Source organism: Desulfobaculum sp. SPO524 (assembly GCF_044987625.1).
Lineage (GTDB): Bacteria > Desulfobacterota > Desulfovibrionia > Desulfovibrionales > Desulfovibrionaceae > Desulfobaculum.
Window position 1 is genome coordinate 1,071,933 of record NZ_JBJDSB010000001.1, and the last position, 15,014, is coordinate 1,086,946.

14 protein-coding genes and 1 riboswitch are annotated in these 15,014 nt (G+C 61.8%); of the genes, 11 read left to right on the forward strand and 3 right to left on the reverse strand.

Annotation, left to right across the window (positions count from 1 at the left end; translation table 11 throughout):
* The first annotated feature begins 8 nt into the window (after positions 1 to 8).
* The 11 genes from ACI3L3_RS04545 (at position 9) to metK (ending at position 9,905) form a co-directional block, all read left to right on the forward strand.
* Positions 9 to 674: a hypothetical protein gene (locus ACI3L3_RS04545; RefSeq protein ID WP_404843905.1), complete on the forward strand. Its 666-nt coding sequence runs from the start codon at positions 9 to 11 to the stop codon at positions 672 to 674.
* Positions 671 to 1,678, forward strand: a complete 1,008-nt coding sequence (hydE, locus tag ACI3L3_RS04550; protein ID WP_404843906.1) for a [FeFe] hydrogenase H-cluster radical SAM maturase HydE — start codon at positions 671 to 673, stop codon at positions 1,676 to 1,678. Before ACI3L3_RS04545 ends, hydE begins: the two co-directional genes overlap by 4 nt.
* Positions 1,671 to 2,879: a [FeFe] hydrogenase H-cluster maturation GTPase HydF gene (gene hydF / locus ACI3L3_RS04555; protein WP_404843907.1), complete on the forward strand. Its 1,209-nt coding sequence runs from the start codon at positions 1,671 to 1,673 to the stop codon at positions 2,877 to 2,879. Before hydE ends, hydF begins: the two co-directional genes overlap by 8 nt.
* An 851-nt stretch (positions 2,880 to 3,730) precedes the next feature.
* The gene (locus tag ACI3L3_RS04560) at positions 3,731 to 3,997 is read left to right on the forward strand and encodes an AtpZ/AtpI family protein (protein ID WP_404843909.1); all 267 of its coding nucleotides are present in this window, start codon (positions 3,731 to 3,733) and stop codon (positions 3,995 to 3,997) included.
* A complete protein-coding gene (locus ACI3L3_RS04565) occupies positions 3,972 to 4,406 on the forward strand; it encodes an ATP synthase subunit I (protein WP_404843910.1) in 435 nt (144 codons plus the stop codon). Before ACI3L3_RS04560 ends, ACI3L3_RS04565 begins: the two co-directional genes overlap by 26 nt.
* A 5-nt stretch (positions 4,407 to 4,411) precedes the next feature.
* A complete protein-coding gene (atpB, locus tag ACI3L3_RS04570) occupies positions 4,412 to 5,104 on the forward strand; it encodes a F0F1 ATP synthase subunit A (RefSeq protein WP_404843911.1) in 693 nt (230 codons plus the stop codon).
* Between the two features lie 82 nt (positions 5,105 to 5,186).
* Positions 5,187 to 5,501 carry an ATP synthase F0 subunit C gene (atpE, locus tag ACI3L3_RS04575; RefSeq protein WP_404843912.1) on the forward strand — a complete coding sequence of 105 codons (315 nt, stop codon included), beginning with the start codon at positions 5,187 to 5,189 and terminating at the stop codon, positions 5,499 to 5,501.
* Between the two features lie 74 nt (positions 5,502 to 5,575).
* The gene (locus ACI3L3_RS04580) at positions 5,576 to 6,235 is read left to right on the forward strand and encodes a redox-sensing transcriptional repressor Rex (RefSeq protein WP_404843913.1); all 660 of its coding nucleotides are present in this window, start codon (positions 5,576 to 5,578) and stop codon (positions 6,233 to 6,235) included.
* A gap of 653 nt (positions 6,236 to 6,888) precedes the next feature.
* Positions 6,889 to 6,989, forward strand: a riboswitch (SAM riboswitch).
* A 207-nt stretch (positions 6,990 to 7,196) separates the two neighbouring features.
* Positions 7,197 to 8,051 carry a pantoate--beta-alanine ligase gene (gene panC, locus ACI3L3_RS04585; protein ID WP_404843914.1) on the forward strand — a complete coding sequence of 285 codons (855 nt, stop codon included), beginning with the start codon at positions 7,197 to 7,199 and terminating at the stop codon, positions 8,049 to 8,051.
* A 24-nt stretch (positions 8,052 to 8,075) separates the two neighbouring features.
* A complete protein-coding gene (locus ACI3L3_RS04590; protein ID WP_404843915.1) occupies positions 8,076 to 8,711 on the forward strand; it encodes a DUF502 domain-containing protein in 636 nt (211 codons plus the stop codon).
* A 21-nt stretch (positions 8,712 to 8,732) separates the two neighbouring features.
* Entirely contained in the window at positions 8,733 to 9,905 is a 1,173-nt protein-coding gene (gene metK, locus ACI3L3_RS04595) for a methionine adenosyltransferase (protein ID WP_404843916.1), read from the forward strand.
* 116 nt (positions 9,906 to 10,021) lie between these two features.
* Here metK and ACI3L3_RS04600 read toward each other — a convergent pair whose 3' ends face one another.
* The 3 genes from ACI3L3_RS04600 to ACI3L3_RS04610 all read right to left on the reverse strand — a co-directional run bounded on the left by ACI3L3_RS04600 (position 10,022) and on the right by ACI3L3_RS04610 (position 14,923).
* Positions 10,022 to 11,428, reverse strand: coding sequence for an MFS transporter (locus ACI3L3_RS04600; protein WP_404843917.1), 1,407 nt, complete (start codon positions 11,426 to 11,428; stop codon positions 10,022 to 10,024).
* A complete protein-coding gene (locus ACI3L3_RS04605) occupies positions 11,428 to 11,889 on the reverse strand; it encodes a MarR family winged helix-turn-helix transcriptional regulator (protein WP_404843918.1) in 462 nt (153 codons plus the stop codon). Before ACI3L3_RS04605 ends, ACI3L3_RS04600 begins: the two co-directional genes overlap by 1 nt.
* Before the next feature lie 628 nt (positions 11,890 to 12,517).
* Positions 12,518 to 14,923 carry a Lon protease family protein gene (locus ACI3L3_RS04610; RefSeq protein WP_404843919.1) on the reverse strand — a complete coding sequence of 802 codons (2,406 nt, stop codon included), beginning with the start codon at positions 14,921 to 14,923 and terminating at the stop codon, positions 12,518 to 12,520.
* Between the last annotated feature and the right edge of the window lie 91 nt (positions 14,924 to 15,014).

Genomic DNA, 15,014 nt, shown 5'->3' on the forward strand with positions numbered 1-15,014 from the left:
GAGCCGATATGCTCGCTGTTCCCGGCATTGCCGCCCTTGGCGTCCCGGACGCCCTTGCCGCGGCGCGCCGCCGCATCATTCTGCACGCCGCCGTGTACGGCAATTTTGCGTCCTCGCCCCGCCACGCCAAGGCGTTTGACGCCGTCTTGGCCGCGCCCGAGTTTCAGGGGCTGGACATCATCCACATCGCCCCCGAGGCCCTTGGTGAAGCGGCAGACGCATGCGGTGCAGTTAACTGCGGGGCAACACCCCACGCCCTTTCGGACAGCGCGGGGACAGATGCCGCTTCGGACGCCGCCCGCATCCTGCGCCACGACTGGAGCGCGCAGGCCATGCGCGAGCACGCCGACGCCTCGCTTGACTATGTCCGCGGGCTGGCCGCGCGCCACCCGAAACGCGTACGCATCCACATGACGCCGCACCTTGGCCTGTTCCCGGCCCTCGTCATCGACGACAGTCTCTTTTTTGGCCACTACGCCCACGCCCCAGTGCCCGCACCAGAGGGCTACTGGCTGCGCGTGGACACGGACACCGCCCTGCTTGATGCGTGGCTAGACGCCGGATGCATCCCCGGCGACGCTACGCCCGACCAGCGCGCGGCCCTGCGCATCCTTGCCGAGTGCCGTCACGCCATGGCCTCGGCCACGACCCTTCACACAGGACCCGACGCATGACCATGAACCTTTCCCGCTCCGACATCATCACTCTGCTGGACGGCCACGACGACAGATGGCTCTACGGCGCTGCCGACGCAACTCGCCGCGACGTTTTCGGCACGGACGTCTACCTGCGCGGCATTGTGGAGTTCTCCAACCACTGCTGCCGCCGCTGCCAATACTGCGGCCTGCGCGCGCCCAATACCAAGGCCCAGCGCTACCGGCTGGACGCCGAGCACATTGAGAACGCCGCCGCCCTTGTGCCGCAGCTTGGCTTTGGCACCCTCGTGCTCCAGTCCGGGGACGACTTCAGCTACTCCGGCGAAGCCATCGCCGCCCTTGTCCGTAATATCAAGGAGCAGCAGGACATCGCCATCACCCTCTCCCTTGGGGACCGCACCGAGGACGACTTTGCCCTGTGGCGCGACAGCGGCGCGGACCGCTATCTCCTCAAACTGGAGACCACGGACCCGGACCTGTACGCCGCCTGCCGACCGGGAGAAAACCTCGCGGACCGCTTCCGGCGCATAGAAGAGCTTCGCAAACTGGGCTACGAGGTCGGCTCCGGCGTCATCACGGGCCTGCCCGGCATGACCACGCCACGCCTTGCCGACGACCTGCTGCGCCTGTCCTCGCTGGAGCTGGACATGATTGCGGCCGGCCCCTTTGTTCCGCATCCGCAAACGCCTTTCGCGGGCGAGGACCATGGCTCGCTGGACACCAACTACCGCGCCTCGGCCATTTTACGCCTGCTGAACCCGCAGGCAAACATCCCCGCCACCAGCGCGCTGGATGTTCTGCAAGCGGGTGGACGCTGCACCGCCCTTGCCCGAGGCTGCAACGTCATCATGCCCTCGCTCACGCCCGAAGACGTGCGCGCGGCCTATTCCATCTACCCCGGCAAGAACACCTTCACGTCCGACGCCCTCGCCTACGCCGAAGACGTCAAGGCCATGATCCGCGAGGCCGGATACACCCCTTCGGCCTCCCAAGGCTTTTCACCGAGGAGCACCCATGTCTGATAAAGCCCCACGCGGGGTCCGGCTCGTCATTGCGCTGGCCGGCCGCCGCAACGCCGGCAAGTCCTCCCTCATCAACGCCATCACCGGGCAGGACATCGCCATCGTCTCGGACCATCCCGGAACCACAACGGACCCCGTGGCCAAGCACTACGAGCTGATTCCCCTCGGCCCCGTCACCTTTTACGACACCGCCGGCCTCGACGACGAAGGCGACCTTGGCGGCCTGCGCGTGAAGGCCACCAACAAAGTTCTGCTGCGCTCGGACCTTGCCGTGGTGGTCATCGGCGACGAAGGCCTCGACGCCTACGAACAGAAGACCATCGCCCGCATCCGCGAGCTGGATATCCCCTTCCTTGTCGTCTTCAACAAAAGCGACCGTTCCGCCCCCACCGCCGCTGACACCGCATGGTGCGAGGCCGAAGGCATCACCTGGCTGGCCGTCTCCGCCACCACAGGCGAGAACATTACCGAGCTGAAGGAAGCCCTCATCGCCGCCGCGCCGCCGGAATTCCGCGACGAGCCGCTGCTGTGCCGCGACCTCGTGGACGCTGGACAATGGGCCGTGTGTGTGGTGCCCATCGACCTCTCCGCCCCCAAGGGCCGCCTGATTCTGCCGCAGGTGCAGGTCCTGCGCGACTTGCTGGATGCGGGCGCACTTGCCGTCACCGTCAAGGAATTCGAGCTGGCCGGCGCGCTAAGTGGCCTCAAAGACGACCCCGCCCTTGTTATCACGGACTCACAGGTCATCGATAAGGTGGCGGCCACCGTGCCGGAACGCGTGCCCACCACCACCTTCTCCACGCTGTTTGCGCGCTACAAGGGCGACATCGGCCCGCTGGTGGAGGGCGCCCGCGCCATCGACACCCTCAAGGACGGCGACAAGGTGCTGGTGGCCGAAGCCTGCTCCCACCACGTTGCCGACGACGACATCGGCCGTGTGAAGATTCCCCAGTGGATGAAGCGCGCCACGGGCAAGGACATCGTTTTTGACGTCTACGCCGGGCACGACTTTCCCGAGGACCTTGAGCAGTACGCCCTGTGTATCCACTGCGGCTCCTGCATGCTGAACCGCCGCGAGATGCTCCGACGCATCCGCGAATGCGTCCGCCGCGGGGTGCCCATTACCAACTATGGCGTTGCCATCTCCAAATTGCAGGGCGTTCTGGAGCGCGTCATCCGCCCCCTCGGCCTCACGCCGTAGGACGCAGCGCTTCCGGGCCACAGCGCCCCACCCTGTTGTGGCGGGAACGTCCTGCGCGGCCATAGGTCGCCCGCGCCCACACCGCCCCGGCAACGCCGTCCGGATGACGGCGCGCCGGATACTCCCCAGCGGTGCCGCACGCAGCCAGACGCTCTGACGCAGACATGCGCCCGGCGCCCATGCATACGCAGACACGTCCGTTCCCGCCCCACACATCGCCCAGCGCCAAAACGGCGCTGGGCGACTACGTTTCTGGCTGGAGATGGGAGGGCCAGCGCTGAACCCGGCACTGAACACAAAGCGAGGTCCGAGGCATGCGCTTGGGCATGCGCCTCATCTGACGCTGGGGTGGTCATCCTGCTCATGGACGCCCCGCCACCTGCGTGCGCCGTGAGCCTACAGCCAAGGAGCCTGCCGCAGAACAAGGAGCAAAAGGCCGAGAGGGCGCGGCAGAGCACGCGCCGGGCACCAAAGGGCAAGGGCGCAGCCACACGCACTCCCCGCCGCGCAGATTCCTGCTGGATTGCACGGGCGCTTGGCTGTAGCATCAGTGCCACCCGGCAGCGCGCAGCGCTTTGCCCGTACAGCCGCCACACAGCGCGGGGCGCGGTCAAAACCACATGCGGCGAAACCTCGCGCACCTGCCCGCAACCGGGCGCAATTGTACAGACATTCCCCGGAGCACGCACAGCGCCTTGCATGACGGGAATGCACACCGCGAAAACACGCCATGGGCACCGGAAATTGCAGAGAATATCCGTTGACTTGGCACAACGTACCGTGGTAGGGGCTTGCTGTTTGTGAATGTTTGAACGAAACGCAAGTCGCTCGCTACGGTGAGGACGGCACACATGCTCTTTGGCAAACGGAAGAAAGACGAACGACCCCTCCTTGACCTTATGGGAGACGTGGGCACCATCGGCATGCACATGGTGGCTTCCACGTTTGTGGGGTTGGCCATAGGCTACTATCTGGACGAATGGCTCGGTACTGGCCCGTGGTTACTGCTTTTCTTCCTCCTTGTCGGCATTGCCGCCGGATTCAAAAACGTATATGAGCAGGCGATGCGAATGATGAACGATAAGGATGAAGATGATGCGTCTCGCGATGATACATGAGAACGTCGAGGCACGGCTGTACCGGATGGGCTACACGCTGAGGGATGTCCGCATCCTGGTCCGGAATCAGTTGTACCTCGCCACAGGCTCTGTCGTCATAGCGGCATGCCTTGGCTGGATGTATCCGTGGCTGTTTGATTTTGCTGCAGGCGCGGTGCTTATCACGCTGAACTTCTCTTCCCTGACTCAATTCGTTCAGCATCTCGTGCACAAAAGAGATGGCGCCGTAGCCCGTCTGCTCTTCAGGTTCTACGGGCGGCTCTTTTTGACCGGTCTGGCTCTGTTTGCCCTGATCGTCTGGGGAAACGCGGTCGTTGCGGCATTGCTCGCCGGTCTTTCCACGGTAGTGGTCACGATTCTCATCTGGGGCGCCGCCCAGGTGATAGGGAAAAACGCGAAGGAGGCGTAAGGAAAATGGCAGCTGGTGGTGGATTACCGCATCCGGTTCTTCTGGTTCCCAACGCGCTGGACGCCATGGGAATCCATGTCCCGATACACATCAGCCTGACGTGGACCGTCATGCTGCTCCTCTTCGTTACGGCTTTCATTGTCAGCCGCAACCTGAAGATGGTGCCGGGCAAGCTCCAAAACCTCTTCGAGCTCATCATCGGTGGGCTTGAGGACTTCGTCGTCACCAACATTGGCGAAGAAGGCCGCAAGGTCTTTCCGGTCCTGTGTGTGCTGTTCCTGTTCATCCTGCCCATGAACTGGGTGGGCCTGATTCCGGGCTTCGACGCACCGACCGCCAACGTGAACACCAACGCCGCCATGGCGATGTTCCTGTTCCTCTACTACAACTGGATCGGCATCAAGAAGTGGAAGTTTGGCTACGTCAAACACTTCATGGGACCGATTCCCGCGCTGGCACCGCTCATGATGATCATCGAGTTCGTCAGCCATCTCTCCCGTCCGCTGTCGCTGACGCTTCGTCTGTTCGGCAACATTAAGGGTGAGGAAATCGTCCTCGTGCTGATGTTCACCTTGGCACCCTTGGTGGGCACGCTTCCGATGTACTTCCTGTTCGTACTGGCGAAGTTCATCCAGGCCTTCATCTTCTTCATGCTGGGCATGATTTACCTGAAGGGCTCTTTGGAACACGCACATTGATCCGGCGCCTAGCGCCAATCCCGATACCGGGGGAAACGGTCATTTGACCGATTGTATATCAACTACCTGGAGGTTTTATCCAATGCGTAAAGCTATTCTGACCGTCCTGAACACCGTGGCTCTCGTCGCCGTCGCTTCTGTTGCCTTCGCCGCTGATGGTGGCGTTGCTACCGCTTCCGTCTGGGCTTCCGCCATCGGCATGGCTATCGCCGCTGCTGGTTGTGGTCTTGGTCAGGGCATGGGCCTCAAGGCCGCTTGTGAGGGCACCGCCCGTAACCCCGAGGCTTCCGGTAAGATCACCGTTACCCTCATTCTGGGTCTGGCCTTCGTCGAGTCCCTCGCCATTTACGCCCTCGTCGTCAACCTGATCCTCCTGTTCGTTAAGCCTTTCGCTTAAGAACGAAAATTGCTACACTGAGGGCCGCGCCACGGCGCGGCCTTCTTTTTCCACTTTTTTGTTAAAAATTTCACATGAATCCCGGAAAAACTACAAAAGTGAAAAGTCAGCACATTCCAAGAGCCACTATCCAGAGGATGGCCGTCTACATTCAGGTCCTTGAGAACCTCCAGCGCGATGGCAAGAACGTCATCTCCTCGGAGCTTCTGGCCCGCACCTGTGATGTCAATCCGTCCCAGATCCGCAAAGACCTCGCTTACTTCGGTGAGTTTGGCGTGCGCGGTGTGGGATACTACGTGCAGGACCTCATCACCAGCATCAAGCAAGCGCTCGGTGTCGACCGCGTTTGGAAATGCGCCCTCGTGGGCGTTGGCAACCTCGGTCGTGCCCTGCTCAATCACCGCGAGTTCCGTCTGCGCGGCTTCCATATTGTTGGCGCCTTTGACTGCGACCCCTTCAAGATCGGCGAAATTGTCTCCGGCCTTGAGGTTGTCTGCTCCCGCCGCCTCAAAGAGAAGGTGGACGAGCTGGGCATTGAGGTCGGCATCATCACCACGCCGCCGGAACGCGCGCAGCGAGCCTGCAACTACCTTGTGGACGCTGGTATCCAAGGCATCCTGAATTTCGCCCCCGCGCGGATCGACGTGCCCGACAACGTGAACGTAGAGTACGTGGACTTCTTCCACCACTTCTACGCCGTGGCGTTTAACGTCACCCTCGCGCTGCAGGACTAGACAGGCTCTTTTCTCCCCGCGGACACCGGATCCGCCTGCCGCCAGGAGAGAGGGAAATTCCTACCTACCCACTTCCCTCTTTCCGGGATTTTCTGCATCCATTGAACGGCTCTGTAACTCCCCCTTTATCTCTCTATCTTCCCCCTAGAATTACGACTCTGCTCTCTTACACCATGTGCGAAAAACGTCGCGAAGGCGACATGTCATGAAACAGACACAGCATTGCATTCCGTAAATACGTACGAGTGGCAGCACCTCCCGCGCTGCCGCATCTTTTACCTCATTTATAAAGACACACTAAGAAGCCCTGCCGCGCCGCTCCCCCGCCTTACCGCCACGTACCACGCACGCAACGCTCAAAACCCGCATCAAGCTCTGCCGCAAGCCATTTTTCTCTCCTTCCGGACCATTCTTGCGTAACAATTGATTGACCACACAACCACGACGCACCCATCAGTACATCACAAACCGTGCATACGCACGAACAATACGTATACACAGCGTCAGATGCCCGTGCAGTGCGGATTTTCGCGGTTTCTCCCGTGATATTCCACGAAAAAGTGTCCTGCTACAGACGAAAAACGCTTGCGTTTTCAAAATAAGGCGTCTACCGTTTTATCTGCTTTGGCGCACTAGCCGGGCACTTTGACAACGAATCATGCAGAGAGGCGCGAGGGATCTGGCCCGACGACCGCCCGGCAACCTGCCATCAAGGCAAGGTGCTAATGCCAGCCCCGAAAGGGACCCATGGAGACAACAATCCTGGATTCATGAGACCCTCCCCTTCGGGAGGGTCTTTTTTTTTGGCCCGCGCTCCACCACGGCCAGACGGTGGACGCCCGCCGCAACCATGCGGTAGATTCGGCCCCAAACGCCCTGAAACCACAGGGCAACTGACTGGCCCGCTCTCTATACCACGCAGTTTCACCCGGACACGTTCCGGGCCGGAGGAACACGACATATGCAGATCATCACCGATCCGCACGCCTTTCAACAACGCGCCATGGCAGAGCGCGCATCAGGAGCCACCACCGCTCTGGTGCCGACCATGGGCTTTTTTCATGAAGGGCACCTGAGCCTCATGCGCTGGGCGCGCGAAAACGCGGACACCGTCTTCGTCAGCCTGTTCGTCAATCCCACGCAGTTTGGTCCTGATGAAGATTTGGACGCCTATCCCCGCGACCTCGACCGTGACGCCCGCCTTGCCGAGGAGGCCGGAGTGGACGTGCTGTTCGCCCCGGACCCGCGCGCCATCTACGCCGAGGACCACGCAACATGGGTGGAGGTCCCCACACTGGCCCAGCATCTGTGCGGCGCCTCGCGCCCTGTACATTTTCGCGGCGTGGCGACCATTGTATCCATCCTGCTGCACCTTGCCATGCCCAGCATGGCCGTCTTTGGACAAAAGGACTGGCAACAGCTGGCTCTCTTGCGCCGCATGGCGCGCGACCTGTTCATCCCCACAGAAATCATCGGACGCCCCATCGTGCGCGAGGCCGACGGACTGGCCCTCAGCTCCCGCAACGTCTACCTGACCCCGCAGGAGCGCCAGCAGGCCCCGCACATCAATAAGGGCGTGCAGCATATCGCCGCCCTTGCCGAGGCTGGGGAACGCAGCGCCGCCGCCCTTAAGGCCGCCTTCGCCGACTACATCGCCCAGCATATTCCCGGCGCCGAGGTTGACTACTTTGAACTGGTCCACCCGGACAACATTCAGCCCGTTCACGACCTCACCGGTCCCACCCTTGCGGCCACCGCGGTCCGCATCGGCAAGGCCCGGCTTCTGGACAACACGCTGCTGCTGGCCGACGCCTAGCACTGTTTTTTGGAGAACGCTTCCGTGCTCAAACGCATCGCTCGCACAATAAAAGATACGCTCAAGGCCAACCTGCTGGCGGGCATTCTCGTGACGACGCCACTGGCCGCCACCGCGTTTTTCCTTGGGCTGCTCATGAAATGGGGCGACAAGGTGCTCCTGCTCATCCCGCAGGCCTACCGCCCGGAGAACTACTTGCCTTTCAAGGTTCCCGGACTTGGCATCCTTGTCCTGTTCATCTTCCTGTTCATCGCCGGCCTGCTCGGCCGCAACATCCTTGGCCGCTGGCTGATGGGCATTGGTGAACGCATCGTTGATAACATTCCGCTGGTGAATAAGTTCTACCACGCGGTCAAACAGCTTGTGACCACCATCATCAATGGTGGCGGCAAGGACTTCAAACGCGTGGTGCTGGTGGAGTATCCACGCAAGGGAGTTTGGGCTATCGCGTATGTGACCGGAACCGCCGTCGGCGAGATGCAACGCCGCACGGAAAAGCGCGTCATCAATATCTTTGTGCCCACCACGCCCAACCCCACGTCGGGCTTCTACCTTATGGTGCCCGAGGATGAACTCATCACCCTCGACATGAGCGTGGAAGACTCGTTTAAGGTTCTTATATCCGGTGGAATAATCAATCCTGAAAACAAACAGGTGTAACTCACTTCTTTGGAGGAACTCATGGTTCACAGCAACGGACGCTACCACTTCACTTCCGAATCCGTGACCGAAGGTCACCCCGACAAAGTCGCCGACAAAATCTCCGACGCCGTACTGGACGCCCTGCTGGAGCAGGACCCCAACTCCCGCGTTGCCTGCGAGACGATGGTCACCACCGGCATGGCCTTCATCGCCGGTGAAATCACCACCAAGGGCTACGCCGATCTGCCCCAGATCGTGCGCAACACCATCCGCGAAATCGGCTACACCAGCTCCGACATGGGCTTCGACTCCGAAACCTGCGCTGTGATTTCCTCCATCGACAAGCAGTCCCCCGACATCGCGCAGGGTGTGGACCGTGAAGACCCCGAAAATCAGGGCGCTGGCGACCAGGGCATGATGTTCGGCTTCGCCTGCAACGAAACCGACTCCCTGATGCCCGCCCCCATCTACTGGTCCCACAAGCTCTCCGAGCGCCTGACCAAGGTCCGCAAGGACGGCGTGCTGGACTTCCTGCGCCCCGACGGCAAAACCGAAGTCAGCTTCGTCTACGAAGAAGGCAAGCCCAAGTTCATCGACACCGTCGTCATCGCCGCCCAGCACGATGAAGACGTCTCCCACGACGACCTGTGCGACGGCATCCGCAATGAAGTCATCTTCAAGACCCTGCCCAAGGAATTCGTGGACCCCGAAAAGACCCGCGTGTTCATCAACACCACCGGCCGTTTCGTCATCGGTGGCCCCATGGGCGACGCAGGCCTCACCGGCCGTAAAATCATTCAGGACACCTACGGCGGCATGGGCGCCCACGGCGGCGGCGCCTTCTCCGGCAAGGACCCGTCCAAGGTGGACCGCTCCGGCGCCTACATGGGCCGCTACATCGCCAAGAACATCGTGGCCGCCGGTCTGGCCGAAAAGTGCGAAGTGCAGATTGCCTACGTCATCGGCGTGGCGCAGCCCGTGTCCACCCTCGTGACCACCATGGGCACCGGCGTGGTTCCGGACGAAATCCTCACCAAGGCCGTGAAGGAAGTCTTTGACCTGCGCCCCTACCACATTCTGAAGCGCCTCGACCTGCGCCGCCCCATCTACTCCGAAAGCGCCTGCTACGGCCACTTCGGCCGCGAACTGCCCCAGTTCACCTGGGAGCGCACCGACGCCGCCGAAGACCTCAAAGCCGCATGCCGCGTCTAACCCGCGCGTCAGCTACCAGCATACAAAAGCCCAGCCAACACCACGTTGGCTGGGCCTTACAAAAATGGGGCGGGAGCCATATGGCTCCCGCCCCATTTGCTTTTCATCTCTTCACATCATGCCCCGCGCGACTCTGTGGCCTCGTCAGCACGCTGCGGCATTGGCGCGCGCAAACTCAGCACCACGCCCGCACCGCTCACCACGGCAAAGCAGCCAAGGGCCCACTGCATCGCCTGCAAGTACATGCTGTGCGTTTCCACCGTCACCGCGTGCTCGCCCATAAACACAGACAAAAACATGCCGATGCACACAAGGCTCACCGTCATGCCCGTGGTGCGCATGCCGCCCGTCATGGCCGACGCAGTGGCATAATGCTCCGGCGGAACACTCCCCATAATCACGCTGGTATTGGGCGCGGAAAACAGCGCAATGCCCGTTCCAAACAGCATCAATATGCCCACCACCGTAGTCACGGCCGTGTGCTCGTCAAAGCCCGCGGCAACAGCAAGGCCCACCGTCGCCACAGCCATGCCCGCAGTGGCAATGCGGTGCGGCGGCCAGCGGTCCGCCATGCGGCCCGCCGTGGTAGACAACGCCGCCTGAACCAGCGGCTGCGCCACCAGAATCGTCCCGGCCTGTCCCGCCGTCATGCCCTGCACCGTCTGCAGGTACAGGCTCATCAAAAACGTCACACCAAAGGTCGCCGCGTAGTTAATAAACTGCACCGCGCTGCCATACGCAAAGGACCGGCTGCTCAAAAAAAGCCCCATGTCCAGAAGCGGGCTGTCATGCCGCCGCTCCCACCACACAAAGCCGCCAAGCAGCACCAGCGAGGCCGCAAACAACGCCTTGCCCGCCATGTCTTCCCATTCCGCGCTGCCCAGCACCATCATGCCAAGGCCCGACGCACTCAGGATAAAGCCGCCCCAGTCAAACCGGCGCGTCCTGTCCCGCAGCAGACGCACATCAAGCCCGCGGAAGGACATATACAACGCCACCAGGCACGCCGGGATGCCCACAAAGAAAATCCAGCGCCAGCCCCAATGCGTCGCGATAAGCCCGCCAAAGTACGGCCCCAGCGACAAGCCGATATACACGCCCGTGACGGCAATCCCCAGCGCCCTGCCGCGCTCCTCGCGCGGGAACACCTCCGTCAGGATGGCCAGACCCGTCGCCACCTGCGCCGCGCCGCCAAGGCCCTGCATCACACGAAACACAATAAGCATCTCAATACTCTGCGACATGCCAAGCAGCAGCGACATCACCGTGAACATCGCCACGCCGCTGACAAACAGCAGCCCCCGGCCATACATGTCCGACAGCCTCGCGCACGGAAACATCATCATCGCCACCGCAGCCAAATACCCGGACTCCACAAGCCCAAGCTGTACCGCACTGGCGCTGAGTTCCTCGCCAATCACAGGCAGCGCAACGCCCACAGCCGAAACCATGAACGGAACAGCAAACTGCGTGGCCGTCACAGCAAACAGCGCCCCGCGCCGTGTCTGCGCCGTCGTATCCATTACGCCGCGCCCTCCCCTCGGAGTTCGGCATCAAGATTCATCGCCATCTTCTCCAAAAGCTCCAAAGCCATGCTCCGCTCCTGCGGACTCAGGCCGCGGAACATCACCTCATTATTCGTATCCAAAACAGCAAAAAACGCCGTCTCAAGCTCGCGGGCACGCGCCGTGGGCGACACAAACTTCTGCCGCCTGTTCTGCGGATTCTCGCACCGGCTCACAAGCCCCTTGCGCTCCAACAACGCCACAGCCCGCGCCGTGGCCGAACGGTTGACGCCAACCAGCGCCCCCAGCTCATCCTGCGTCAAACGCCCATGGTACAACAGCTCGCACATATACGGCACCTGACCATGCCCAATACCCAGCGGCGCCGCCGTGCGCTCCACCTGAAGCGCAAGAAGACGCGCCAAACGCGACACCTTGTGCCCCGGCGACGTCTTGCGCCGCTCCTTCAAATTCTGCATATCGTTATTCCAATTGTTGCTTAGTAAACAGTTGCCCGGAGAACTAACGCTCAGAGGACGCTGTGTCAAACCCTACCAAGAAGGTCGTTTTTGGGGAAGAAAGGCATGCCTCCGGCGGCTCAAGGGTATGATACCCTTGAGAATCCCCAGGCTTTTCGGGGCGGAAGCCGCCCCGAAAATAGGGGTGGGTTCTTCTGTCTTTTTTTCTTGCACACGCCCCAACAGGGATTCTCACCGCCTTTCACACAGCGCCGCCGCCCCCATAAAAATTCTCCCCATCCACACGGACGGGAGCACGTCAGGGGTGACGACTGCGCCATACAAAGGCACCCGGCCTGTGCGCAAATGGGATTCCAAAGGGCCCACGGCCCTTTGGCCTGCGGAGCATAAAAAGCCCGGCCCTCACCTCCACCGCAACGCCACTCCGCCCCATTAAAATACTCCCCATCCACACGGACGGGAGCACGTCAGGGGTGACGACTGCGCCATATAAAGGCACCCGGCCTGTGCGCAAATGGGATTCCAAAGGGCCCACGGCCCTTTGGCCTGCGGAGCACAAAAAGCGCCGCCCCCATTTCTGGGAGCGGCGCGTTACGACATCACAATGGCGAGACGCCTTACAGTGCGGCTATTCGTCGCACTGGTTCTTGGCGGCAAGCTCGGCGAGTTCGGCGAGGCGGTCATCCACGCGGCGGTAGAGGGTGCCGGTGGGGAACTTGCCGGAGGGGCGGCGTTTGCCTGCGGGCAAGCCTGTGAGAATCTCCATGGCCTGCTCGATGGTCTCCACGGGGTAGATGTGGAACATGCCTGCCTTGACGGCTTCGACAACTTCGGTACCGAGCATGAGATGCACAACGTTGTCCTTGGGGACGATAACGCCTTGCTTGCCGGTCAGGCCGCGCCGCTTGCACACCTGAAAGAAGCCTTCGATTTTGCGGGTCACGCCGCCGACGGCCATAATGGCTCCGGACTGGCTGACGGCGCCGGTGAAGGCATAGGCGTGGTTGATGGGCGCGCCGGAGAGCGCGGAGAGGAGCGAGGCCAGCTCGGCGCCGGACGCGGAGTCACCTTCGACCTCGACGTAGGACTGCTCAAAACAGAGACTGCCGGTGAGGACAAGGGGCTTGTCCTGCGCAAACAGCCCGGTGAGGTAGCTCTTGAGAATCATCATGCCCTTGGTGTGAATAGGCCCGCCGAGTTCGGCTTCGCGTTCCAGGTCGAGAATGCCGCCGTGCCCCACACCTACGGTGCAGGAAATCTGGTGCGGCAGACCGAATTCGTAACCGCCATAGGCGGTTACGGCGAGCCCGTTGGCGCGGCCCACGGCGTCGCCGGTGGTGGCGACCTTGATGAGCTGACGGTCGTACTCGCCGAGGAATTCTTCCTCGTAGTAGTTGGCGCGGAAGTCGCGATTGCGGGCGGCGCGCTCGAAGATGTCGCTGGAGACAACCTCGCGCTTTTCTATGCGGGCAAGGGCTGAGGCCTCAATCATCAGCTCACGCACGAGGGGGAGCTGCAGGGACAGCTTCTTCTGGTCCTCGGCCATGCGCGAGGCATGATCCACAAGGGCGGCAAGGGCGGTGCTGTCAAAGGGCGCAAGGTCCGCGTCGCGGATGATGCGCGCGAGGACACCCAGATAGCCCTTGATGGAGCTGGCGCTGCGGGGAACGGTGTCCTGCATGTGCGCCTTGAGCTTGAAGAGCTTGGGAAAGCGGTCGTCCACGGCGTAGAGGGTCTCGTAAATATCGTCGGTGCCGATGAGGATAACCTTTACGGACAGGGGCACGGGCTTTGGCTCAATGCCCTTGGTGCGCATGGCTTCGCGTTCCTGCGCGTCCTCTATCTTGCTGACCCCTGCGCGCAGGGCGCGGAGCAGGCCGTCCCATGCCTGCGGCTCCTGCAGCAGGTCTTCCATACGCAGGACAAGAAAGCCCCCGTTGGCGCGGTGCAGCGCGCCGGCCTTGATGAGGGTAAAGTCCGTGTACAGCGCGCCCATTTCGGATTCCCGCTCAATGCTGCCAAGCAGATTGGCCACGGTGGGATGGTTCTCGAAAATAATGGGCGCACCGGAACAGTCGCAGTTGTCCACGAAGCGGTTGACGGTGTAGCGCACAAAAAAGTCCACCTGCGAGCCACCGTCAAAGAGCGCCTGCATGCCGGAGACAGGCGCGCTGTCTGCGGGCAGGAACTGGTCCATGTTGTCGAGAATATCGGCGCGCAGGGCCTTGAGGTAGCCGGAGACGTCGTCGCTGTCTTCGTAACCGTCGGCGAGGGGCTTCAGGTGCACGTCCAGAACGGCGTCCACGACGCTGCGTTCCAGCTTGCGCCGGTCCTCGCGGTAGTCGCGCTCTTCGCGGGTGAGCTGGCGTAGGCTCTTTGTCATCTCCGCCAGCAGGGTATCGCCGCTCTTCTTGAGCTTGGTGCGCAGCCCCACGTCGAGCTTGTCGAAGTCGATTTCGGACACGACTTTGCCTTCCACGAGGGGATAGAGGCTCATGCCGCCCTGCTCGTCCACCTCCAACTCAAAACCCTTGGCGGAGGCCCGTTTTTCCATTTCACGGACCATTTCTTCGCGCCGGTCCTGAAAGGAACGCAGCAGCGTTTCGCTCTTGCGGGCGAAGGAGTCCTGCTCCAAGCGCTCGGGAATTTCGCGGCGGATGTCCGTGATGGCGGCGTCGAGGGCTTTTTTGAACGTCTTGCCGCCGCCTGCGGGCAGGCGCATGATGCGCGGCCGGTCAGGATCCTGAAAATTGTAGACGTAGACGAGGTCCGTCGGGCGGTCCATCTTTGCCGCGCGCGGCTCCAGAAACTGGCGAACCATGTAGGTCCGGCCCAGGTTCGGGTCACCGGCCACATAGACGTTGTAGCCGGGGTCGCTGATGGCGAGGCCCATCTCAAGGCCCATGAGCGCACGGGGCTGGGGCGGCTTGATGGCTGCGGACTGCGGAATCTCTCGGCTGTCGGCGTAGGCGATCTTTTCCGGGGGCATGACGGCCCGGAGTCTGGTGCTGGAAAGCGGTTTCGGTTTAGCCATGGGGCTCCTTCTTATACTGCATATTCGCGGCGTCAAGCCGCCTCTGGCACAGGACTACCCACTCGTCGCCAATTTGTCATCATCCACAAAC

Bases quoted from the DNA above. Each gene is read 5' to 3' on its own strand.
- ACI3L3_RS04545 (WP_404843905.1), top strand. From the start codon at position 9: ATGCTCGCTGTTCCCGGCATTGCCGCCCTTGGCGTCCCGGACGCCCTT.
- hydE (WP_404843906.1), top strand. From the start codon at position 671: ATGACCATGAACCTTTCCCGCTCCGACATCATCACTCTGCTGGACGGC.
- hydF (WP_404843907.1), top strand. From the start codon at position 1,671: ATGTCTGATAAAGCCCCACGCGGGGTCCGGCTCGTCATTGCGCTGGCC.
- ACI3L3_RS04560 (WP_404843909.1), top strand. From the start codon at position 3,731: ATGCTCTTTGGCAAACGGAAGAAAGACGAACGACCCCTCCTTGACCTT.
- ACI3L3_RS04565 (WP_404843910.1), top strand. From the start codon at position 3,972: ATGATGCGTCTCGCGATGATACATGAGAACGTCGAGGCACGGCTGTAC.
- atpB (WP_404843911.1), top strand. From the start codon at position 4,412: ATGGCAGCTGGTGGTGGATTACCGCATCCGGTTCTTCTGGTTCCCAAC.
- atpE (WP_404843912.1), top strand. From the start codon at position 5,187: ATGCGTAAAGCTATTCTGACCGTCCTGAACACCGTGGCTCTCGTCGCC.
- ACI3L3_RS04580 (WP_404843913.1), top strand. From the start codon at position 5,576: ATGAATCCCGGAAAAACTACAAAAGTGAAAAGTCAGCACATTCCAAGA.
- panC (WP_404843914.1), top strand. From the start codon at position 7,197: ATGCAGATCATCACCGATCCGCACGCCTTTCAACAACGCGCCATGGCA.
- metK (WP_404843916.1), top strand. From the start codon at position 8,733: ATGGTTCACAGCAACGGACGCTACCACTTCACTTCCGAATCCGTGACC.
- ACI3L3_RS04600 (WP_404843917.1), bottom strand. From the start codon at position 11,428: ATGGATACGACGGCGCAGACACGGCGCGGGGCGCTGTTTGCTGTGACG.
- ACI3L3_RS04605 (WP_404843918.1), bottom strand. From the start codon at position 11,889: ATGCAGAATTTGAAGGAGCGGCGCAAGACGTCGCCGGGGCACAAGGTG.
- ACI3L3_RS04610 (WP_404843919.1), bottom strand. From the start codon at position 14,923: ATGGCTAAACCGAAACCGCTTTCCAGCACCAGACTCCGGGCCGTCATG.